Origin of the sequence: Psychrosphaera sp. F3M07 (assembly GCF_018860345.1) — a bacterium.
In the GTDB taxonomy this organism is placed as follows: Bacteria; Pseudomonadota; Gammaproteobacteria; order Enterobacterales; family Alteromonadaceae; genus Psychrosphaera; species Psychrosphaera aquimarina.
Genome location: NZ_JAHKPJ010000020.1, coordinates 1 through 20694 on the forward strand (window position 1 = coordinate 1; position 20694 = coordinate 20694).

General features: G+C 37.3%; 24 protein-coding genes. 14 read left to right on the forward strand and 10 right to left on the reverse strand.

Annotation, left to right across the window (positions count from 1 at the left end; translation table 11 throughout):
* Window positions 1–169 precede the first annotated feature (169 nt).
* A complete protein-coding gene (locus tag KO505_RS08675; RefSeq protein ID WP_216055065.1) occupies window positions 170–589 on the forward strand; it encodes an RNA-binding protein in 420 nt (139 codons plus the stop codon).
* Between the two features lie 117 nt (window positions 590–706).
* Window positions 707–1807, forward strand: coding sequence for a tRNA (uridine(54)-C5)-methyltransferase TrmA (trmA, locus tag KO505_RS08680; protein WP_216055066.1), 1101 nt, complete (start codon window positions 707–709; stop codon window positions 1805–1807).
* Window positions 1808–1889: 82 nt separating this feature from the next.
* Here trmA and KO505_RS08685 read toward each other — a convergent pair whose 3' ends face one another.
* From KO505_RS08685 to fabR, 5 genes are all read right to left on the reverse strand, one after another.
* Window positions 1890–2198, reverse strand: coding sequence for a hypothetical protein (locus tag KO505_RS08685; protein WP_216055067.1), 309 nt, complete (start codon window positions 2196–2198; stop codon window positions 1890–1892).
* A 21-nt stretch (window positions 2199–2219) separates the two neighbouring features.
* On the reverse strand, window positions 2220–2351 hold the full coding sequence (locus tag KO505_RS17470) for a hypothetical protein (protein WP_256447637.1): 132 nt from the start codon (window positions 2349–2351) through the stop codon (window positions 2220–2222).
* 29 nt (window positions 2352–2380) lie between these two features.
* Window positions 2381–2701, reverse strand: a complete 321-nt coding sequence (locus KO505_RS08690) for a helix-turn-helix domain-containing protein (RefSeq protein WP_216055068.1) — start codon at window positions 2699–2701, stop codon at window positions 2381–2383.
* Window positions 2702–2722: 21 nt separating this feature from the next.
* Window positions 2723–3181: a hypothetical protein gene (locus KO505_RS08695; RefSeq protein ID WP_216055069.1), complete on the reverse strand. Its 459-nt coding sequence runs from the start codon at window positions 3179–3181 to the stop codon at window positions 2723–2725.
* 186 nt (window positions 3182–3367) lie between these two features.
* Window positions 3368–3988, reverse strand: a complete 621-nt coding sequence (fabR, locus tag KO505_RS08700; RefSeq protein WP_216055435.1) for an HTH-type transcriptional repressor FabR — start codon at window positions 3986–3988, stop codon at window positions 3368–3370.
* Window positions 3989–4118: 130 nt separating this feature from the next.
* On the opposite strand from fabR, the gene KO505_RS08705 reads away from it, so the two are divergent.
* The 3 genes from KO505_RS08705 (at window position 4119) to KO505_RS08715 (ending at window position 7477) form a co-directional block, all read left to right on the forward strand.
* Window positions 4119–5237, forward strand: a complete 1119-nt coding sequence (locus KO505_RS08705) for a fatty acid desaturase (RefSeq protein ID WP_216055070.1) — start codon at window positions 4119–4121, stop codon at window positions 5235–5237.
* Window positions 5238–5422: 185 nt separating this feature from the next.
* A complete protein-coding gene (gene sthA / locus KO505_RS08710; RefSeq protein ID WP_216055436.1) occupies window positions 5423–6844 on the forward strand; it encodes a Si-specific NAD(P)(+) transhydrogenase in 1422 nt (473 codons plus the stop codon).
* Window positions 6845–6892: 48 nt separating this feature from the next.
* On the forward strand, window positions 6893–7477 hold the full coding sequence (locus KO505_RS08715; RefSeq protein WP_216055071.1) for a uracil-DNA glycosylase family protein: 585 nt from the start codon (window positions 6893–6895) through the stop codon (window positions 7475–7477).
* A gap of 18 nt (window positions 7478–7495) precedes the next feature.
* On the opposite strand, the gene hemE is transcribed toward KO505_RS08715, so the two are convergent.
* On the reverse strand, window positions 7496–8563 hold the full coding sequence (gene hemE / locus KO505_RS08720; protein WP_216055072.1) for a uroporphyrinogen decarboxylase: 1068 nt from the start codon (window positions 8561–8563) through the stop codon (window positions 7496–7498).
* A gap of 255 nt (window positions 8564–8818) precedes the next feature.
* Window positions 8819–9631, reverse strand: a complete 813-nt coding sequence (nudC, locus tag KO505_RS08725) for an NAD(+) diphosphatase (protein WP_216055073.1) — start codon at window positions 9629–9631, stop codon at window positions 8819–8821.
* 166 nt (window positions 9632–9797) lie between these two features.
* Here nudC and rsd point away from each other — a divergent pair, with 166 nt between their 5' ends.
* Window positions 9798–10265: a sigma D regulator gene (gene rsd / locus KO505_RS08730; protein ID WP_216055074.1), complete on the forward strand. Its 468-nt coding sequence runs from the start codon at window positions 9798–9800 to the stop codon at window positions 10263–10265.
* 73 nt (window positions 10266–10338) lie between these two features.
* Here the strand turns inward: rsd and fkpA are convergent, their stop codons facing one another.
* Window positions 10339–11064: an FKBP-type peptidyl-prolyl cis-trans isomerase gene (gene fkpA, locus KO505_RS08735; RefSeq protein ID WP_216055075.1), complete on the reverse strand. Its 726-nt coding sequence runs from the start codon at window positions 11062–11064 to the stop codon at window positions 10339–10341.
* 153 nt (window positions 11065–11217) lie between these two features.
* On the opposite strand from fkpA, the gene KO505_RS08740 reads away from it, so the two are divergent.
* Both KO505_RS08740 and KO505_RS08745 read left to right on the forward strand, forming a co-directional pair.
* A complete protein-coding gene (locus KO505_RS08740) occupies window positions 11218–12420 on the forward strand; it encodes a WD40 repeat domain-containing protein (protein ID WP_216055076.1) in 1203 nt (400 codons plus the stop codon).
* Window positions 12420–12647, forward strand: a complete 228-nt coding sequence (locus KO505_RS08745; protein ID WP_252731722.1) for a SlyX family protein — start codon at window positions 12420–12422, stop codon at window positions 12645–12647. The genes KO505_RS08740 and KO505_RS08745 overlap by 1 nt, the downstream gene beginning before the upstream one ends.
* A gap of 45 nt (window positions 12648–12692) precedes the next feature.
* Here KO505_RS08745 and KO505_RS08750 read toward each other — a convergent pair whose 3' ends face one another.
* Entirely contained in the window at window positions 12693–12899 is a 207-nt protein-coding gene (locus KO505_RS08750) for a YheV family putative zinc ribbon protein (protein ID WP_216055077.1), read from the reverse strand.
* A 159-nt stretch (window positions 12900–13058) separates the two neighbouring features.
* Here KO505_RS08750 and KO505_RS08755 point away from each other — a divergent pair, with 159 nt between their 5' ends.
* Window positions 13059–14972, forward strand: a complete 1914-nt coding sequence (locus tag KO505_RS08755; RefSeq protein ID WP_216055078.1) for an ABC transporter ATP-binding protein — start codon at window positions 13059–13061, stop codon at window positions 14970–14972.
* Between the two features lie 53 nt (window positions 14973–15025).
* Window positions 15026–16711, forward strand: a complete 1686-nt coding sequence (locus KO505_RS08760; RefSeq protein WP_216055079.1) for a M1 family metallopeptidase — start codon at window positions 15026–15028, stop codon at window positions 16709–16711.
* A 35-nt stretch (window positions 16712–16746) separates the two neighbouring features.
* On the opposite strand, the gene KO505_RS08765 is transcribed toward KO505_RS08760, so the two are convergent.
* Window positions 16747–17343: a glutathione S-transferase family protein gene (locus KO505_RS08765; protein ID WP_216055080.1), complete on the reverse strand. Its 597-nt coding sequence runs from the start codon at window positions 17341–17343 to the stop codon at window positions 16747–16749.
* Window positions 17344–17378: 35 nt separating this feature from the next.
* Between KO505_RS08765 and KO505_RS08770 the strand changes: the two genes are divergently transcribed.
* From KO505_RS08770 to KO505_RS08780, 4 genes are all read left to right on the forward strand, one after another.
* On the forward strand, window positions 17379–17861 hold the full coding sequence (locus tag KO505_RS08770; protein WP_216055081.1) for a TIGR02444 family protein: 483 nt from the start codon (window positions 17379–17381) through the stop codon (window positions 17859–17861).
* Window positions 17862–17971: 110 nt separating this feature from the next.
* Window positions 17972–18103: a hypothetical protein gene (locus KO505_RS17475; RefSeq protein WP_256447638.1), complete on the forward strand. Its 132-nt coding sequence runs from the start codon at window positions 17972–17974 to the stop codon at window positions 18101–18103.
* Window positions 18104–18304: 201 nt separating this feature from the next.
* Window positions 18305–18577 carry a hypothetical protein gene (locus KO505_RS08775; protein WP_216055082.1) on the forward strand — a complete coding sequence of 91 codons (273 nt, stop codon included), beginning with the start codon at window positions 18305–18307 and terminating at the stop codon, window positions 18575–18577.
* 114 nt (window positions 18578–18691) lie between these two features.
* Window positions 18692–20694 (forward strand): TonB-dependent receptor (locus tag KO505_RS08780; protein WP_216055083.1); only part of this gene is annotated, 2003 nt, incomplete at its 3' end.

The following is a 20694-nucleotide window of genomic DNA, read 5'->3' on the forward strand; positions in this document are numbered from 1 at the left end:
TTTTGTTTGTTTGGTCAAATGATCCTCACCTTGTTTAAAAAACGATTAAATAAGTTATTAATTCGGCAATATAAAGTACTTGTAATCAATAGTAGACGTACTAATATAGCCACACGCTTACTTCCGAGCGTGAATTTATATTTTAATTTTATTTTTGAGAGTTCGATCTATGTCTTTTAATTCTTCTGTATTAATAACTTCAGCGATTGTTGCTGTTGTGGGTGCTATTCTTATTTCTGTTTTTAATATAGACGCTGGTTCAAGCGCTATAGTATTTGCAGTGGGTGCAGTTTTAGCTGGTGTAGTTTCTTCTTTAACTGGTAAATCTAGTGAAGGAAAAGCAGACACAACTACATTATATGTAGGTAACTTACCTTACCGTGCTAATGAAGGTAGTGTAAGAGAGTTGTTTAGTGAATACGGTAAAGTATTCTCTGTTCGCTTATTACGTGATAAACAAACTGGTAAACGTCGTGGTTTCGGCTTTGTTGAAATTGCAACGAGCGATAGTAAGTCTGTTATTGCTGAACTGAATGATTTTGAATTTCAAGAACGTGTTTTAAAAGTACGTTTGGCAAATGATAAATAAACAGCGTTAAATTCAATAAAAGGCTGCTGATTGCAGCCTTTTTTTTGTCTGCTTATCCCCTTATGACGATATTTCACGTAAAATAGTGATTAATTCGTCTTTTAGGTTTCTTTAACTATGCCAATCCGCTCTATTGATCCAGATAACTACTATTCTTTATTAAGCGATAAGATCGATCTGATTAAAGATCAATTTAAACAATTTGATCTGACTACTATCGATACATTCGAATCTCCAAAACTTAACTATCGTATGCGTTGTGAATTTAGAGTTTGGCACGATGGTGATGATCTGTTTCATATAATGTTTGATCAACAAACTAAAGAAAAGGTGCGTATCGATCATTTTCCACCAGCGAGTCTATTAATCACTGAGTTAATGGATGATCTTTTAGCTGAACTAAAACCCAATGAGTTATTACGTAGAAAGTTATTTCAAATTGATTACTTATCTACATTATCTGGTGAGGTATTGGTTAGTTTGCTTTATCACAAACAACTGGATGACGAATGGATTGCTGAATGTAAGGCCTTAAAAGCGAGATTAGAAACTAAATATAAAATCAATATTGTTGGAAGAGCACGTAAGTTAAAAGTTGTTTTGGATAACGACTTTGTCATAGAGCACTTAAATGTAGATGGAAAACAGTACATATATAAGCAAGTAGAAAACAGTTTTACTCAACCTAACGCCAAAGTATGTGAACAAATGTTAAGTTGGGCTAAAAATGCCATTCCTTATAAAGGGGATTTATTAGAACTGTACTGTGGTAATGGTAACTTCTCTTTAGCACTGGCTGATAAATTCGATAAAGTGCTAGCCACCGAGATCTCTAAACCTTCCGTTGCATCAGCTCAATACAATATCGAAGTTAATAATATTGATAACGTAAAGATTATTCGCATGTCTGCGGAAGAGTTTACCGAAGCTATGGAGGGTAAACGTGAATTCACGCGACTAAAAGATATCGATTTGACTAGTTATAACTGCGAAACCATTTTTGTTGATCCGCCAAGAGCTGGGCTTGATGACGATACGGTAAACATGGTGGCTAAATACAAACACATTATTTACATTTCATGTAATCCAAACACATTACATGACAATTTAACTGTATTAACTAAAACGCATAACATTGAAAAGTTTGCTGTGTTTGATCAATTCCCATATACCGACCATTTAGAATGTGGTGTGGTACTTACGCAAAAAGCGTTATAGTACAAACCAATACCTGCACAATTGAAAACAACAAGCCCACAAAATAGTGGGCTTTTTTGTATTTATTGCAAATAACCGCTAACTAGTTATTAATTAGTCTTTTTGATTTTAATGGGATCCGATCATGTGAGCTATAAACGTGCAATTTTTGTTCTTTTGAATCTAATAAATACGCGTCTAGCTCCACTGAGAACAAACTCGAACTTGGTACTATCTCTAAAATCCCTAATTCACCTAAGTTTGCACTTAGTAATGTTTGGTTACTAAGCGCTAACAACTTCTTGCTTTGATCTCTAAACTCACCATCGATATAAAGCTTCATGCCATCTAACCAACGATTCACTATCTTAATTTTATGATTTTGTATCACAAATCTAAACTCTTTTAACATTACACAATTCCTTATACGTATTTAAAATAAAAAACGTCCGACTGATATACCTAACGCAAATACATATATAGCTAATGTAATAATAGCTAATACGATTACCCCAGGCTCTTTTAATATTGAAACCTCGTTATTCTCGGTATCTAAATTTTTCATCATGTCACCTTACCAATCCATTTTACTTGTTAAAGATTATTAAAAAACATCACTAATGCAGCACCAATTACCATTCCACTTAATAGTGTCAAAATAAAATTCACGGCTTTAGAAACGTTTTCCTCACTCACCGGTGCCACTTCGACCACTGGTGTATCAGGTTTAATGATTTCAGATTGTTCTATTTGAAAAACAGAAGCCAATGCCATTATGGTTTCATTTGCTGCATTACCATAACGTTCCACACGTTGAATTGTGCGTAAACTCACTCCACAAGCATCGGCTAAATGTTGTTGCGTCCAATTACGCTCTGTTCTCTGATTTTTTACTAACTCTGCATTTATGTTCATGACTTATACCTTTACAGAGCTTTATGAGAAAAGAGAGATGATTGCATCAACGCCAAAGAGACCAAATAGAAAGCCGATGACAAATAAAACCAATATCAATGTCTTACCTTTCTTTTTATCTGAGCTGTACTTAGGCACCTGTTTTTGTGTTTCGAGGTGGACCCCATTTTTTATTAAAATACAGTGCAATTCACTGGTTATAAGACTAACCATATTAAATTCCAGCTCATAACTATCATTATTCAATTTGAAAGTATGGATTGATTTCTTGGTTAAACTCCATTTACTGCTAACCAATTTGCCATCCACAAATACTTTTTCTTTACCCGATTTAGCCGAGCCCCATGCGTGTATTTCATGCCCTTCAACATTAAACTTATAGTTAAAGCCTTTACTAAATATCGAACGTCCGCCAATTTTTTCGACGTCTTGATTGCCGGTTTCATTCACGTTTTGATTAATATCGTTATGGTTACTCATTTTTCGTATCCTTTTTCTTGGTCAATATGTGTTGTAAATTTCGAGACCAAGTACAACAGAAATTTTGAATAGGCGTGATGACAACTCAGTGACAGTCATACCGTTTGTCATGCGACATAGAACGAGTGTCACTTATGACAGCATGATGTCATATAGTATCAAAGCCTTTAAAAGTGGGGGATTACATTAAAGTATCAATTTAGAATGACGTAACGCCTCTGATCCTTTTGCAACATATCTTAACTGCTGTACAACCTTATCGGCTAATTGCAGACGTTTACTTTTACCTAAATCTAATGCTTCAGCACCCGCATTAAATACTAATGTCACTAATGCATCTGCTTCATAATATGCCGCTAGATGATTCGCACTGGTTTTTGCTTCAATATAGTCAGACAATTCTTCCACAAAATGTTGCAACTCTCGTTGTACCGCTAAACGAAACGCTTTAGATGTGCCCGAACGCTCACGTAACAAAAGTCTAAATTCGTTACCGTTGGTTTCCATAAATTCCATAAAGGTCGTTACGGATGTTCGAACAATACTGCCTCCACCGGCTTCTATCCTGGCACGCGCTTGTCGCATTAATTGTCTTAAAGTTAATCCCGCTTCATCTACTAAAGTTAAACCAAGCTCATCCATATCTTTGAAATGTCGATAAAAGGACGTTGGTGCAATACCCGCTTCTCTGGTGACTTCACGCAAACTTAAATTAGCGTAACTTTGATCAGCACTAAGTAATCGAAAAGCAGCATCAATAATCGTTCGGCGTGTTTGTTCTTTTTGTTCAGCTCTGGTTTTATTGATTTTACTCATAAATTCTCTACTTGGTTTTACAATTTAGCTAACACTTGTACTCTTAATGTAATATTAAAGGTTGCTTTTATATTAATCATCTTTAAAATTCAGCGCACACATGTAAGCTAAAAAAGATATTATGAAAAACAAACCACCTATTCTCTGGACCAATGTTCTCGTTTTCTTGCTCACCTTTTTGGTAGCAGCTATTGGTGTTCCAGCCTATGCCTACTTCTATGGATTTGAAACTGTACATTGGGTCGCGACTATCCTGACACTTGGTTATGCCGGGATGTCTATCACTATAGGTTATCACCGCTTGTGGGCACATAAAACCTTTGAGGCGCATCCTATTTTACAATTTATTCTAGCACTTGGCGGTGCTTTTGCCTTACAAAACAGTGCATTACATTGGTCTTCAGACCATAGAGTACACCACAAATTTGTTGATCAAAACGACAAAGACCCATATTCCGCGAAAAAAGGGTTTTGGTACAGTCATATTGGTTGGATGTTAAGAGATTATCAAGGTGATAGTTACTCAGATTATTCTAATGTTAGAGACTTACAGAAAAATAAAGTAGTGATGTGGCAACACAAACATTATTTGGCTCTTGTGATTGCAATGAATTTTGGTATCCCACTTATATTAGGTTTTATCTATAACGATATTATGGGCATGTTACTAACCGTAGGCGTTTTAAGATTAGTACTTAGTCATCACTTCACTTTCTTTATTAACTCTTTAGCCCATATTTGGGGATCACAACCTTACACTGATAAAAATACCGCCCGTGATAATGGCGTATTAGCTTTTTTAACTTATGGTGAGGGTTATCATAATTACCACCATATTTTTGAAACTGATTACCGTAACGGAATTTTATGGTGGCAGTTTGATCCAACTAAGTGGTTTATTAAAGGATGTAGTTACCTTGGTTTAACCAAAAACTTGCGCAAAGTACCTGATGTTAAAATTGTTGCCGCTAAACTTAAAATGCAAAAATTCAAAACAGAAAATAAGTTATTGGCAAAACCAAATCACCAAGAACTGATTGCTAAATTAGAAGAAGAATACCAACAATTAATTGAACGAATTAAATTGTATGGCCAAGTTCAAAAAGAATATTTAATGGCTAAAAAACAGAAAATGTCAGACGCTGCATTTACCGAAATTAAACAGAATTATAAACAACTAAAACAGCAAATTGCCGAGCAACAAAAACAATGGCAACAGACGCTTTTACAGTTAGCGTAAACTATTAATGTTGATGAAATCAGCTGATACAGCAAAAAAGCGACATTAAGTCGCTTTTTTTGTACTTAAAATAGGCTACATCATTAATAAAGCTTGGACTATTGAGTAAAAGTTTTTATGATTCATATATCTACTAGCAGAGACAAGGCTTAATCGTGACAGCAAAAAGCAAATCAGCTCAAAAAGTGCAATCCCAGAAAGTACAATCAGAACCAAAGTACCAATATGACGCTATCGTTATTGGCACAGGTCCAGGTGGTGAAGGTGCCTCGATGAACCTCACTAAAGCTGGTAAAAAAGTTGCTGTAATTGAAAAGCATAAAGAAGTTGGCGGTGGTTGTACCCATTGGGGAACTATCCCTTCAAAAGCGCTTCGTCATTCTGTTAGTCGTTTGATTGAATACAATTCAAACCCTTTATTTAGCCGTTCAGAAAAAGCTGAATCGTTAACATTTGAAAGCATTTTAAAACATACTACTACCGTCATTAACGATCAAGTTAAGTTACGTGGTGGTTTTTATAATCGAAATGACGTAGCTATTTATCATGGCTCAGCCACATTCATTGATGCACATACTATCGAAGTAACTTTATTAGATGGTTCGGTTGAGCGTTTAACCGCTGAGAAATTTGTTATCGCTTCAGGTTCAAGACCATATCGTCCTGCCGATGTTGATTTCACCCACTCACGTGTTTATGACTCAGATACGATTTTATCTTTAAAACATGAACCTAAAAGTGTCATCATTTACGGTGCTGGTGTTATTGGTTGTGAATACGCTTCCATCTTTAGAGGTCTAGGTTGTAAAGTTGATTTAATCAATGGCCGTGATCGTCTGTTATCTTTCATGGATGCAGAAATGACCGACTCGTTAAGCTACCATTTCTGGAATAGCGGTATCGTTATTCGTCACAATGAAGAATATGAAAAGATTGAAGGTACGGAAGACGGCGTGATCATGACATTAAAGTCTGGTAAGCGCATGAAAGCCGATTGTTTATTATTTGCTAATGGACGTACCGGTAATACAGATTCGTTAAATTTAGAATCAATCAATCTCAAAGCCAATTCAAGAGGTTCGTTAGCGGTGGATTCTACTTATAAAACATCTGCTGATAATATTTATGCCGTTGGTGACGTGATTGGTTACCCAAGTTTAGCAAGTGCGGCCTATGACCAAGGCCGAATTGCAGCAGATTATATGTTAGGTTTAACCACTGAACGTAAACTAATTGAAGATATTCCAACCGGTATTTATACCATTCCTGAAATGTCATCAGTGGGCAAAACTGAACAACAACTTACTGCGGCTAAAATTCCATATGAAGTGGGTAGAGCATCGTTTAAACATCTTGCCCGAGCACAAATTGGTAGCAGTGCAGTGGGTAGTTTAAAAATTCTATTTCATTGCGATACCAAAGAGATACTGGGTATACATTGTTTTGGTGAGCGCTCAGCTGAAATCGTCCATATCGGTCAAGCCATCATGCAGCAAAAAGGGGAAGCAAATACTATTGAGTATTTCATCCATACCACCTTTAACTATCCAACCATGGCAGAAGCGTATCGCGTTGCTGCATTAAATGGTTTAAATAGATTATTTTAAGATCTGATAATAAAACTAAAACCGCAGCATAAACTGCGGTTTTCTTTTATGGATAACATCAACCAACTCATCAATAAAATCAAACAATGTACTTTGTGCAGCGCGGATTTACCTTTTAAACCAAATCCTGTTATACAAATCTCACCATTCGCTAAAATCTTAATTATTGGTCAAGCACCCGGATTACTAGCACATCAAATATCAACACCTTTTAAAGATAAATCCGGTGAACGTTTGCGGTTGTGGTTAGGAGTGAGTGAACAACAGTTTTACGATGAGACACAATTTGCCATTATGCCTATGGCGTTTTGTTACCCAGGTAAAAACAAACAAAACTCAGGCGATGCCCCTCCGCCTAAAATCTGCCAACAAACCTGGCATCAATTATTAATGAAGCAACTCACGCAAGTTAGATTAACCATTGTTATTGGACAGTATGCCGCTAAACAATATGTAGATGAGTTTACTAACTTAACGAACGCTATTGAGAAGAACACAGAAACTAACAAAGACATGGTGTTATTGCCTCACCCTTCTGGACGCAATAATATTTGGTTGGCAAAAAACAAATGGTTTGAAACAAAAACGCTGCCAATAATAAGGCAGCGAATTAAGGATATTCTGAGTAATTAACGCTAACTCAGTTATGTCTTATTTGTGAAAGGCAGGGCTATATTCCACAACGGACTCAAAAAATACACCGGCATTTTCTGGTGTCACATCTGGGGTAATACCGTGACCTAAGTTAAATACATGACCTGTACCACTGTCACCATAATCGGCCAATATTGTTTTCACTTCTTGACGAATTCGCTCTGGAGTCGCGTATAACATGGCAGGGTCCATATTGCCTTGTAACGCAACTTTATCCCCGACTCTGCGTTTAGCTTCAGCGATATTGATAGTCCAATCTAGACCTAATGCATCACAACCTGTTTCAGCCATCATTTCTAACCACTGACCACCATTTTTTGTAAACAGAGTCACAGGTACTTTACGGCCTTCATTTTCACGTGTTAATCCGTCAATGATCTTGCTCATATAGTTTAATGAGAAGTCTTTGTAATCACGAGGGGTTAACACTCCACCCCAAGTATCAAAGATCATCACTGATTGGGCACCCGCTGCTATTTGAGCATTTAAGTAACTTATTACAGATTCAGCTACTTTATCCAATAGTTGGTGCATTAGTTTTGGATCTGAATACATCATGCCTTTAATTTTAGAGAAGGTTTTTGTACTGCCGCCTTCCACCATATAAGTGGCTAATGTCCAAGGACTGCCAGAAAAACCAATCAAAGGTACTTTACCGTCTAACTCTTTACGAATAGTACGAACCGTGTCCATCACATATCTAAGTTCTTGTTCTGGATCCGGAATACCAATTTTATTTACATCGGCTGCGCTACGTATTGGCGATTTAAAACGAGGACCTTCGCCCGTTTCAAAATACAAACCTAACCCCATAGCATCTGGAATGGTTAAAATATCAGAAAATAGGATAGCTGCATCTATTGGATAACGACGCAATGGTTGCATGGTTACTTCGCAAGCCAATTCTGGGTTTTTCATTAAAGATACAAAATCACCAGCGATCGCTCTTGTCGCTCGATACTCTGGAAGATAACGGCCAGCTTGTCTCATCATCCATACTGGAGTACGGTCAACTGGTTGTTGTAATAATGCTTTTAAATATCGATCGTTTTGTAATACTGACATTGTTCCCACCCTAAATTTTCAACGGCGAGATTTTATCACCATAACGGCTTTGTCTCTATAGAAACAAATGATCTAAAAAGATATTTATTTATTCGAAATCAATCAAAGGTTAATTGTTGCACTGCCGAAATGCCTTTGTTATAAATGTACCGCGCTCAAGAATAACGATAAGAAGCTTTAAGCTCACGCGCTAGAAAATTTGACCACTCCTAGGAGTGGTTTTTTCTTTTCTGGGGTTTACCACTTGTAAATAACCTATTGCGCTAACTTCATCATTTTTTTTGTTTGCGCGATTAACTGCCCCGCAATTGATTGAATTGGTGCGGTATTTGGCATTGAATCCACGGTAAACCAGTCAGCTGACAAAATTTCTTTTTCGCACAGCACTAATTCGCCCGAGTCATATTCTGCGGTAAAACCGACCATTAATGAATGTGGAAATGGCCATGGTTGGCTACTAAAGTATTTTAAGTTTTTAACTTTAATCCCAACTTCTTCAAACACTTCTCTGTGCACCGCTTGTTCTAGTGTTTCACCACTTTCTACAAATCCTGCCAAAATACTCATTTGTCCTGGTTTATGATGTACACCTTGGGCTAGCAGAATTTTATCTTTATTACGGATTGCCACAATAATACAAGGGGAGATCCTAGGGTAACATCTGTGATTACAAGGTTTACAAAGTGTCGCCAATTCCCAATCTATCAAACTCATTTTATTGCCACACTGACCACAAAATTGATGTGTTGTTAAAAACAAATCCACTTGGAATGCTCTTGCGACAAACTCAAACTTCTCTGGTTGATCAAACAATACCGTACGAAAGCCAAAAAACTCAGCCTCATGCTGTTTAAATTCATCATTTGTGATTTGTAATAAATAGACTGTCGTCCCTTCGAACACACCAATTTCATGTACATTTTCTGGAGGGGTAAATGGCAATGCTAAATCGGCAAAAACGCCACAAGGAATATTATTACTAGGCTCTGGTAAATAGACTTTATGGTTAGCAATAATACACCACCAGCCTTCTAACTCTTGATTGAATTTAATACTATGTTGAATCATGGTTTGTTCCTGAGATTGTTATGCAAACCCATAAAATAATTAAACTGATAAATGTTAATTTCACTGACATGACATATACTTAACACATTATTTTGAAAATACATTGATCTTTTATGCTAGATCATTTGTTATAACAAAGCAGTAAACTATTTTAGAAGGTAATTGCATGTTAACCCGTTTGGAACAAACACAACAGAAGTATGGTGGCTCGAATAAAATAATTGATTCGTGGTTAGCCGAACGACAAGAGTTATTAGTTAAATATTGTAAATTAGCCGGTCTTCCTCCTTTTCAAAAAGAAGCAAAATCTCTCCCAGAAACCAAGTTAGTGAATAGCTTTTGCCAGATCTTGATTGACTATTTATCTGCAGGTCATTTTGAAATTTACAACGACATAGTAAAACAATGTCAGCAACATGGTCCAGACAGTGCGGCATTAGCGGATCAAATTTATCCTCAAATTACGGCGACAACCGATGACTTAGTTAGCTTTAATGATAAATACTCGGCATTAGATGAAAACTCAAATTTAGATGGTTTTGATACAGACTTATCGGTAATAGGTCAAATTTTAGAGGCTAGATTGGAATTAGAAGATCAACTCATCCATACGTTATATTCGAAACACAGCTAAGGTTTCAGGTTAAAATAAATCCAACAAAAAAGGCGCTATCAGCGCCTTTTATATTTTATAACACACTAAATGTTTAGTGAGTTTTAACAATGTCCAACAACTCAACTTCAAAAATCAGCGTTGAGTAGCCCGGAATTGAAGAACGGCCATTTTCGCCATAAGCTAAGTTATAAGGAATATAAAACTTATACTTAGAGCCAACTGGCATATGTTGTAAACCTTCAGTCCAACCAGGGATAACTTGGTTTAAACCAAATGTTGCAGGTTCGCCACGTTCAACAGAAGAGTCAAATACACTGCCGTCAATAAACGTTCCATGGTAATGCACAGTGACTTGATCCGTAGCCGCAGGTTTTTCGCCTTCACCAGCGGTTAACACTTCAAACTGTAAACCAGACTCAGTAACAGTAACGCCATCTCGCTTAGCATTTTCTGCTAAGAATTTCTCACCGGCACCTTGTGCAGCAGCAGACAATTCTTTTTGTTTATCCATGCGACGTTGCTTAACATCAGCTTCAAGCGCCATCATCACGGTTTTAATTTCATCTTCAGTTAACTGAATATTTTCAGATAATGCGTCTTTAATACCGCCTAATAACTTCTCTTGGTCTAAAACAATGCCAATCTCTGCATTCTTACTTAGGTTGTCATTTAAGTAACGTCCCATAGACGCACCTAACGCATAACTTTGTTTGTCTAAATCTGTTTTAAGTTCAACAGGTTTTTGTTCTGCATTTCCGCACGCACTGATAAGGCTAATCGCAGCTGCTATAACCGAAAGCTTAATCGCTTTTCTCATTATTTACTCCATAGTTAATATAAGATTCGCAGCAAATTTAATAAGAATACTCTTTCATAAAAATCTAATGCTACAATTTTGGTTCCGAAGTGGCCTATACTAGCGAGTATCGCCCTAAAGAAAAACCTAAAAAACACGAATAAGGCAATTAGTTTGCATATTTTTATCCGTATCAGCATCACATCTATTCTGCTAGCTTGGTTAATAACCGGGTGCCAACCTAAAACTTCCGACTGGGCTGCGCAATATCCACATACTCAAAATGGTTCTTTTGCTGCAAGCGTGTCAAGTTCGGGTAATTACGCAGTGGTGTCATCCTTATATCATGGTGTTTCATTATGGGATTTGAATTCTAATGGCGCTATCTACAATTGGTATCAAACGCCAAAAGACCAGCCGTTTTCTTTGTTTAATGATGGCGATACCAATGCGCAAGCAGACAACAACTTTGTCTTTGCAACAGCCATAGCTCATGATGACAGCCATGCTGTATTAGCAGACAAAACTAACTTTTCACTGTGGGATATTAAAACGGGCCAAAACCAAGGTTATTGGCAAGTTAGGCAATCGAAGGTCGTATACCGTACCAAAACGATTAACGGAGCGACCAAACAATTGAGCATTTATGATGTTGTTGATGAAAATAAATGCCTAAATCCTTCTTCAGAAAAAAATGAACACTGTGTCGTAGTGGGCAATATCAGAGCCATCGATGTGTCAAACCAAGGCAAACATATATTAATTGGTAAAAGTAATGGTGTGGTTGTCCATATCAATACAACGACTGGTAGACGCTTAGAATTTTTGGGTCACCAACAAGTATTATTTGATGATGAACAAAAACCTTTCCATATAAATAATGCTATTAACAGTGTGGCTTTATCGCCAAATGGTTTATACGCGCTATCAGGTTCTAGTGATCAATCCGCCTATTTGTGGAGTACCAAAACCGGACAAGTTATTTACAAGTTCCAACACCATAATCGAGTGGTGCAAGTGGCACTTGATGCACAAGCTAGATTCGCTTTTACTGCAGATACAGGCAGCCAAGCAAGCATTTGGGACTTAACAACCGGTAACTTGGTCTCTCAGTTGCAATATGTGAATCGCCAGGAGGTATTTTCTTTTGCTCGTTTTAGTCACAATGGTAAAATGTTGGTCACCGGTGCACCAACACGAAAACTCTCGCTGTGGGATGTACAAACCGGCAAACAAATAAAGGAATGGTTGGTTTCTCCAAGAAAAAATAGTCGTCCCGCCAGCGCAGTAGTGTATAGTGCCGCGTTCATCAATAACGACACCCAAATAACCAGCGAAAGTTCCTCTGGTTTAAACGAAGTATGGGATATTAAATAATGACTGATAACGCCATAGACAAACTAGTTATAAGACTAGAAGAGTTAGAAAATAAATTGGCATTTCAAGATGACACCATTGATCAACTGAATGAAGAGATCACGACATTAAATTTAAAACAAGCCATGTTCAAACGCCAAATAGAATTATTGGCAGAAAAAGTAAGTTCTAATAAAAGCTCTAACTTAGCGGATGAATCTGAAGAAACACCTCCGCCACATTACTAAAATTAATCGATGGTTAATCTTAAGTAATATGGCGTAAACACCGAGTTATTCGTCCGGTGTAAATACGCCAATTACCTGTTCAAATTGACGAGTTGCGCCCTGTACTGCACCTTCTGGTTGCACCATCTGATGTTTGCACTTAACACATTCCACCTTTTCAACATTATTCTCAAAGAACAAGACCATCGTATCCATTGCATTGCATTTTGGGCAGGTAGCCCCAGAAATAAATCGTCGTTTGCTTTTAGTCACGTTTCCCCACAAATTATTAAACTAAGTTAGAAATGGTTATATGCGGCTATTTAACCAATTTTTAAGGTAGATTACACGCCTTATTCCTTGTGTTTTTTGTGTGTGACGATACTATTCTGGGCATAGTAATTATCCCTCAACTTATAAGTCTTCTAATTCATGTTACAAATATCCCAGTTAAATTTACAACTCGGTAACAAGGTTTTATTTACAAACGCAAACGCGACTATTTATCCGGGACATAAAATAGGGATTATAGGCGCAAATGGTTGCGGAAAATCCACCTTATTTTCAGTGATCCGTGGTGAATTAGGCAGTGACAATGGCGATGTTAATTATCCAAAAAATTGGCAGTTAGCTTGGGTAAAACAAGAAACACCAAATGTGGATATGTCTGCTATTGAATACGTTATTGATGGCGACGTTAAATACCGTCAATTACAAGCCCAATTAAAAATTGCTGAAGAGAATAACGACGGTAATCAAATAGGTCATTTACATAACGAGTTAGAAAACATTAATGCCTATACCATTCATGCCCGGGCAGGTGAGTTGTTAAATGGTCTTGGTTTTGATGCCCTAGCACAACAAAAGCCAGTCACTAGTTTTTCTGGTGGTTGGCGTATGCGACTTAACTTAGCCCAAGCGCTTATGATAGACAGTGACTGCTTACTTCTTGATGAACCAACTAACCACTTGGATTTAGATGCAGTTATCTGGTTGGAAAAATGGCTTAAGCGTTATTCTGGCACTATGTTATTAATCTCACACGATAGAGATTTTATCGACAATATTTGCCAAGGGATTTTGCATGTTGAACAACAGTCGTTAAACAGTTACACAGGTAACTATTCCAATTTTGAACGCCAACGTTCTGAAAAACTATCTCAGCAGCAAGCTACTTTTGAAAAGCAACAAGCTGAGATCAAACATATTCAATCCTTTATCGACCGTTTCAAAGCCCAAGCGACAAAAGCCAAACAAGCACAAAGTCGAGTGAAAATGTTGGAGCGAATGGAAGTCATAGCACCGGCCCATATAGATTCACAGTTTCATTTTGAATTTCCACCAGCCAAACAGCTACCAAATCCAATCATGAAGATGGAGAAGGTCAGTGCCGGATATGGTGATACCACCATATTAAGCGACATTCATTTAAATTTAGTACCGGGAAGCCGTATTGGGTTATTAGGACGAAATGGCGCGGGTAAATCGACTTTTATTAAAACTATCGCGTTATCGCAACCACCTATTTCAGGCGAATTAGAACATTCCAAACACCTTAAACTTGGTTACTTTTCTCAACATCAGTTAGACCGATTACACCCTGGTCAAACTCCAGTGCAACATTTAACAATGTTAAATCCTGCCATGACAGAACAGGAAGCTAGAAATTTCTTAGGTGGCTTTGGCTTTAATGGCGATCAAGCGTTAGATAAAATTGACCAATTCTCAGGGGGTGAAAAAGCACGTTTAGTATTGGCATTAATCATCTTTGAAAAACCAAACCTGTTATTACTAGATGAGCCTACCAATCACTTAGACATAGAAATGCGCCAAGCCTTAACCCTTGCATTACAAGGCTTTGAAGGTGCCATGATATTAATATCTCATGACCGTCACTTATTAAAGTCAAGTTGTGATGAGCTGTACTTAGTCGACAATGGTTGTGTACAGCCATTTGATGGCGATTTAGAAGATTACCATGCGTGGTTACTCACCGAGGCGTTAAAAGAAGCCGCGGCTAGTCAGCCAACGGAATCAAAAGAACATTCGGCAACCGCCAAAAAAGAACAAAAGCGACTTGAAGCTGAATTAAGAAAAAAAATATCTCCACTTAAGAAGCAGACGGATAAATTAGAAAAACAACAAGAAAAGCTAGAAACTCGTTTACAAGAGATTGAAAGCTTAATGGCAGATACAGAGTTATATACAGACAAAAATAAACCACAGTTAAATAAATTATTAACGGAACAAGCTAGCATCAAATCTGAGCTTGAAACGATTGAGCTTGAGTGGTTTGAATTTGAAGAACAGATTGAATTGATACGAAGTGAATTTAGCACTAATTAACAATAGGTTAGGGCTACAATAATAAATCGACTTAACAACAACAAGGAATCATGATGAAATTTCCATTTGGTATACTGATCATAGCTTCATTATTGTCGGCATGTAACCACACTCAAGAAACCACGAGTGCATATTCATTAAAAAGTGGCGGTGAAATGCCAAGCTCGCAACAAGGTTTAAATGTAAAACACGCCGATTTAGGTTTTACCATAAAACCTGATCAACAAATCATTGATGGCGTAACCACATTAACCTTGATGACCACGACTCCTCGTAAATCATTTTCTGTTGACTTAGATCGTGTTTTCCACATTTCAGAAGTCTTAGTAAACGGTCAAGTTCTTGCCCCTGAGTTATATTCAAACCCAGATGGTATGTTACTGGTTAAACAAGCCGTATCTGGTGAATTTACAGTAACCATCAAATATAACGGTCAACCTAGAGTGCCAGTTAGAGCGCCTTGGGATGGCGGACTTATGTGGGAAAAAACCCCAAATGGTGCAGACTGGATAGCCACTGCCGTTCAAGGTGAAGGTTGTGATTTATTTTGGCCTTGTATCGATCATCCTAGTGGTGAACCAACTAAAGTAGATTTACACATAAATGTTCCTAAACCTTTAGTTGCAGCAAGCAACGGTGTTTTGCTTAACGTGACTGACGAAGGCGCAACGAGAACCTATCATTGGCAAACAAAATCGTTGCACAACACATATGGCATTGCCCTGAATATTGCCCCTTACGAATTATTAGAAACTAAATTCACCAGTGTGTACGGCAATACCTTAGATATCCAATTTTTCCATTTACCTGAACGTACTGAAAAAGCCAAAATTTTGTTTGCTGAAATACCAGAGATGATCAACTTTTTTGAACGTATGATAGGTCCATACCCATTTGGCCAAGAAAAAGTAGGCATAGCTGAAACGCCACACCTAGGTATGGAACACCAAACTATCAACGCTTATGGTAATGAATATAAAAAAGACCAATTTGGTTACGACTGGTTAATGCAGCACGAGTTTGCCCATGAATGGTTTGGTAATCAGTTAACGAATGATGATTGGGACCACATGTGGTTACACGAAGGCTTTGGTAGTTATATGCAACCATTGTTTGCTCAATACTTACATGGTGATTTAGCCTACAAAGCTAATTTAGCTAAACAACGGACAGGCATCGTAAGTAAAAGTCCTTTGGTATCTAATCAAGTGCGTGAAGTCGAACAAGTTTATCAACACGATACTGGCCCAGGTGGCGACATTTATACTAAAGGGTCATGGGTATTACACACGCTTAGATACTTAATTGGTGATGATGCCTTTTTCAAAGCAACTAAACAGTTAGTGTACGGAACGACTGATCCACAGCCAGGTAACTTCACCCCTGTATTTAAAAATAGTGCCGACTTTGTAAACATAGTGAACACTATTACAGGAAAAGATATGTCTTGGTTTTTTGATGTTTACCTATACCAAGCCGACCTTCCAAAGTTAGTTGTGGATAGAAAAGACGACGCAATCACTGTGCTGTGGGAAATAGAAAACAATAAACCTTTCCATATGCCTGTAGAACTTTCCATTAACGGTAAAATAACTACGTTAGACCTGACTAAACCGGTCAAGTTAGCTATCAATAAAATGGATGTGGTTATTCTGGATCCAAATAGCAAAATTTTGAAATATGACCAACACATTGTTGATTTTCAAAACTTTAGAAAGGAACAATCAGCTAAGAAGTAACAATTCATCTACAGCTGAATTATGATCAATAGGGTTTACACCATAGCGGTAAACCCTTTTAATCCCGAAACATTAACAAGCCAATTTTGAATCGCCGGATATTGGGTTAAATCAAACCCACCTTCATGGGCAACATGAGTATAAGCATACAAACATACATCTGCAGCCGTCGCCTGAGCGCCAGTTAAAAAGCGATTGTGTTGTAATGTCACTTCCATGGTCTTTAATGCTTTATGTCCACCAACTTGTTTCGCTAAATACTCTTGTTTTTTATCTTCTGGCAAACCTAAATACTTATTAATAAACCGAGCCACTGCAATAAAAGGCTCGTGGCTGTATTGTTCGAAGAATTGCCACTGCTGTACTTTGGCTAACTCATAAGGGGTATCAGGTAAATATTCTGAACCAAAAGCTAAATAATTAATAATGGCATTAGACTCAGACAAACATCGGCCATCATCCAATTCCAACAAAGGAATTTTACCTAACGGATTTTTTGCCAAAAACTCTGCATTATTAGTATCACCGGCCAAAATATCTATATCTATCCACTGATACTGTAAGCCCAACAGATCACACATCAATTGTACTTTATAACAATTCCCCGATTGACGATCTCCGTATATTTTCACTAGTACCTTACCCCTGAATTCTTTATTATCATTACATGAATACAATTACTTTATCTTCGTTTTGGCAGTTTAGCCTAACACTTTATAAAAACGATTTAGTGCAATCGACACTATTACATTTTCAAAATGAATATACTGCCAATGTGAATTTAGCGCTGTTATGTGCCATGTTAAATAAACATCAGGTGTCTTTATCCAAATCACAGTTAATCAGTTTGCATCAAAGCATTACAGATTTCTCGGCACAATATACTCAGCCACTTAGAGCATTACGCCAAACCTATAAAAACAATAAAGATGAGATCCAACAATATGCACAGTTAAGAGCGAAGTTATTAGAAGCCGAATTATTATTGGAACAACAGGAACAAGCGCTGTTAATTTCACAACTGAACAAAATCAACGTGGTTGAAAAACAACAATCGGACAATTTAACCTTGTATCAAAGTTTGGTTGTTCAGCCCAACAAGCCTTCCCTTGCGATGAAATTATCTGATCTAAATCAATTTTTACTTTAGTTAAAGGCACCCCCGCTGAAATTCTTGATCTGGATCATATCTACGCTCTACTAACCAATTACACTTCCCTTAACAGATAAACAACACAATTATATTTTAAGGGGAACATTATGTTCAGAGACTTTTTTAGTGATCCAGTATTGTATTTAAGCTTTGGTATTTTAAGTTTAACTATCTTATTAGGTATTTTTTATACTTGGTATTTCATCTCTCACGTGGTGAATGCTAAAGGTGAAGATTAATACTAATAAACACCTACCTATATATTAAAAGCACCCTAGAACATCTAATGTCAGGGTGCTTTTTTGTTTCATCAATTATCTTAAATTAAAAAGAAAACCGTTAAATCGCATATTAAAAATTTACAGCTAAAAAGATACAATGTATCATCACATTACTTTTTCTAAATGATTGTATTTAACCAGAATATGTCTAGCCAATTGATGAACATCTTCAAGATCGTATTAATCAGTGTTTTATTAAACACTGCTTTTGTGCAATCTGAACATCAATTAACTCATATCAGTCAAAATCATACACTTGAGCAATGTGATATCTGTTCGCACTCAAGTTCTTTTGACGACATTATTCTGCCTACTACTTATTCCTTTGAAGAATTTAACGATAACAACCTAGTTATCAAGCCAGAGTTTTTAGTCGCAAAACAAACTCAAGTTACCATTCTGCACGCGCGTGCTCCCCCTTATACCGCCTAATATCCATTACTTTTTTAACAGTAGATCGATTTCGATCTGATTGAGTTGAGCTCGTTTATTTTTTAAGCCCAACTTATGTCCAGTATTTTAATTTTCACGTTTTAGGCGAACATCATGTTTAAGCAAGTTTGCGCTTTTTTAGCGCTTATTATCGTATTACCAATTTATGCTTCACAGAGTTTAACCGGTGTGGTTTATTCAAAAAATAAACACGCTAAATTAATTCCAATCGCAAATGCAAAAGTACAATTGCATGGCCATAATCATTCAGAATTAACCGACGAAGCAGGTCGTTTTGTTATTGAACTCGACACAAAACAATCTGCTCATGCTGACATTATTCCACATACCTACGAACTGCATATAAGCGCTAATGGTTTCCAACATAAAAATCTGTTGCTCAACGAACAAAAAATTAATGAAGGGGATTTAGAGATCCTTATGGCAACCAGCGTAATTGAGCAACTTGATGTTTATGCATCACCTTTGCACTCTTCTACAATCGAGTCTGCCTCTGCCATATCAGTGATCTCAGACGAAGAGTTACGCAACAAACATTCGTCAACATTAGGTGATACGTTAAAGTCGGAGCTTGGCGTCCATTCAAGTTACTTTGGACCGGTAAGTTCAAGTCCTATTCTTCGTGGACTTGATGGTCCAAGAGTTATGATCACCCAAAATGGTTTAGATGTATCAGACGCGTCACGAGTTGGACCAGATCACGTAGTGTCTACTGAAACGTCAACCGTTAAACAAATTGAAATTTTACGCGGGCCTGCAACCTTATTATTTGGTAATGGTGCTATTGGTGGCGTGATCAATGTGGTTGATAATAGAGTGCCAACCAATACAGATTTTGAAGCCGACTATCAGGTGTCTCATAATACCGTTGCCAATGAAAACGAATTAAGCGTCAACCTAACTAAAGGGTTTGATAATGTTGCCGTTCACTTTGATGCCTTCACTCGCTCAAGCGACGATTATAAAATCCCTGGAGAGGCGGAATCAGAAGATGCTCATGACGATGAAGAGCATGAAGAAGGTCACGAAGAAGACCATGAAGAAGAAAGCAGTGGCGTACTTGCAAACACTGCAGCGGATGCCGATGGCTTTAATATAGGCGCTAGTTACTTATTCGACTCTGGTTATATTGGCATTTCATTTGGTCAATTAAATCGTCTGTATGGCATCCCGGGGCATTCTCATGAAGAACATGAAGAAGAAGGCCATGGCGAGGATGAACATGAAGAAGAATCTCATGATGAAGAGTTAGTTCAAGGTGATATGCAGCAAAACCGAGTACAGATTTTAAGTGAATTTGAATTTGATCATTCTTTTATCACCGCATTACAAACAAAAGTAGGTTTTACCGATTATAAACATGCAGAGCTAGAAAATGGTGTTATTGGTACTCAATTCAAAAACAAAACAAGTCAAATAAAGTCTGATCTGATTTTTGCTGAAATGGCAGGATGGCATGGTGCATTGTCTTTTGAATATAAAAAATCTGATTTTTCCGCTCAAGGTGATGAAGCATTTACACCAGCTTCCAGTGTAGAAAATACCTCAGTAGCTTTATTAGAAGAAAGACATCTTGGATCAGTATTATTGCAATTAGGTGCTCGTGTTGAGTCTATTAGCTTAACCGGTGAGCCTATCGATGTTAATTACAGTGCATTAACTGACGAGCAGTTAGAAAGCGTACCAAGTAGTGACAACCATATTTTTGATTTCACTCCAATCAGCTTATCTAGCGGAATCGTATGGGACTTTACTCCTGGTTATAATTTAGGTGTTTCATTAACACGTTCTGAACGAGCGCCAAGCGCGAGTGAGTTACTTTCTCTTGGTCCTCATATTGGCACAAGTAGCTTTGAAGTGGGTTCTGTATACACCATAGAACAAGACGGTGAGCATCATGAGTTAACATTATCAAGCCAAAAACCTGAACTTGAAACGGCGACCAATGCAGAGTTGACCATACGTAAATTCAACGGTGACTTTGGTTTTATTGTGAATGTATTTTACAACACCATAGATAACTTTTATTACCAGAATGAAACTGGATTATTATCGACTGAATTGTTTGAACACGACGAACATGAAGAACATGAAGA

Excerpts from the sequence above, each read along its gene's own strand:
- KO505_RS08675 (WP_216055065.1), top strand. The coding sequence starts at position 170 with ATGTCTTTTAATTCTTCTGTATTAATAACTTCAGCGATTGTTGCTGTT.
- trmA (WP_216055066.1), top strand. The coding sequence starts at position 707 with ATGCCAATCCGCTCTATTGATCCAGATAACTACTATTCTTTATTAAGC.
- KO505_RS08685 (WP_216055067.1), bottom strand. The coding sequence starts at position 2,198 with ATGTTAAAAGAGTTTAGATTTGTGATACAAAATCATAAAATTAAGATA.
- KO505_RS17470 (WP_256447637.1), bottom strand. The coding sequence starts at position 2,351 with ATGAAAAATTTAGATACCGAGAATAACGAGGTTTCAATATTAAAAGAG.
- KO505_RS08690 (WP_216055068.1), bottom strand. The coding sequence starts at position 2,701 with ATGAACATAAATGCAGAGTTAGTAAAAAATCAGAGAACAGAGCGTAAT.
- KO505_RS08695 (WP_216055069.1), bottom strand. The coding sequence starts at position 3,181 with ATGAGTAACCATAACGATATTAATCAAAACGTGAATGAAACCGGCAAT.
- KO505_RS08705 (WP_216055070.1), top strand. The coding sequence starts at position 4,119 with ATGAAAAACAAACCACCTATTCTCTGGACCAATGTTCTCGTTTTCTTG.
- KO505_RS08715 (WP_216055071.1), top strand. The coding sequence starts at position 6,893 with ATGGATAACATCAACCAACTCATCAATAAAATCAAACAATGTACTTTG.
- hemE (WP_216055072.1), bottom strand. The coding sequence starts at position 8,563 with ATGTCAGTATTACAAAACGATCGATATTTAAAAGCATTATTACAACAA.
- nudC (WP_216055073.1), bottom strand. The coding sequence starts at position 9,631 with ATGATTCAACATAGTATTAAATTCAATCAAGAGTTAGAAGGCTGGTGG.
- rsd (WP_216055074.1), top strand. The coding sequence starts at position 9,798 with ATGTTAACCCGTTTGGAACAAACACAACAGAAGTATGGTGGCTCGAAT.
- fkpA (WP_216055075.1), bottom strand. The coding sequence starts at position 11,064 with ATGAGAAAAGCGATTAAGCTTTCGGTTATAGCAGCTGCGATTAGCCTT.
- KO505_RS08745 (WP_252731722.1), top strand. The coding sequence starts at position 12,420 with ATGACTGATAACGCCATAGACAAACTAGTTATAAGACTAGAAGAGTTA.
- KO505_RS08755 (WP_216055078.1), top strand. The coding sequence starts at position 13,059 with ATGTTACAAATATCCCAGTTAAATTTACAACTCGGTAACAAGGTTTTA.
- KO505_RS08760 (WP_216055079.1), top strand. The coding sequence starts at position 15,026 with ATGAAATTTCCATTTGGTATACTGATCATAGCTTCATTATTGTCGGCA.
- KO505_RS08770 (WP_216055081.1), top strand. The coding sequence starts at position 17,379 with ATGAATACAATTACTTTATCTTCGTTTTGGCAGTTTAGCCTAACACTT.
- KO505_RS17475 (WP_256447638.1), top strand. The coding sequence starts at position 17,972 with ATGTTCAGAGACTTTTTTAGTGATCCAGTATTGTATTTAAGCTTTGGT.
- KO505_RS08775 (WP_216055082.1), top strand. The coding sequence starts at position 18,305 with ATGAACATCTTCAAGATCGTATTAATCAGTGTTTTATTAAACACTGCT.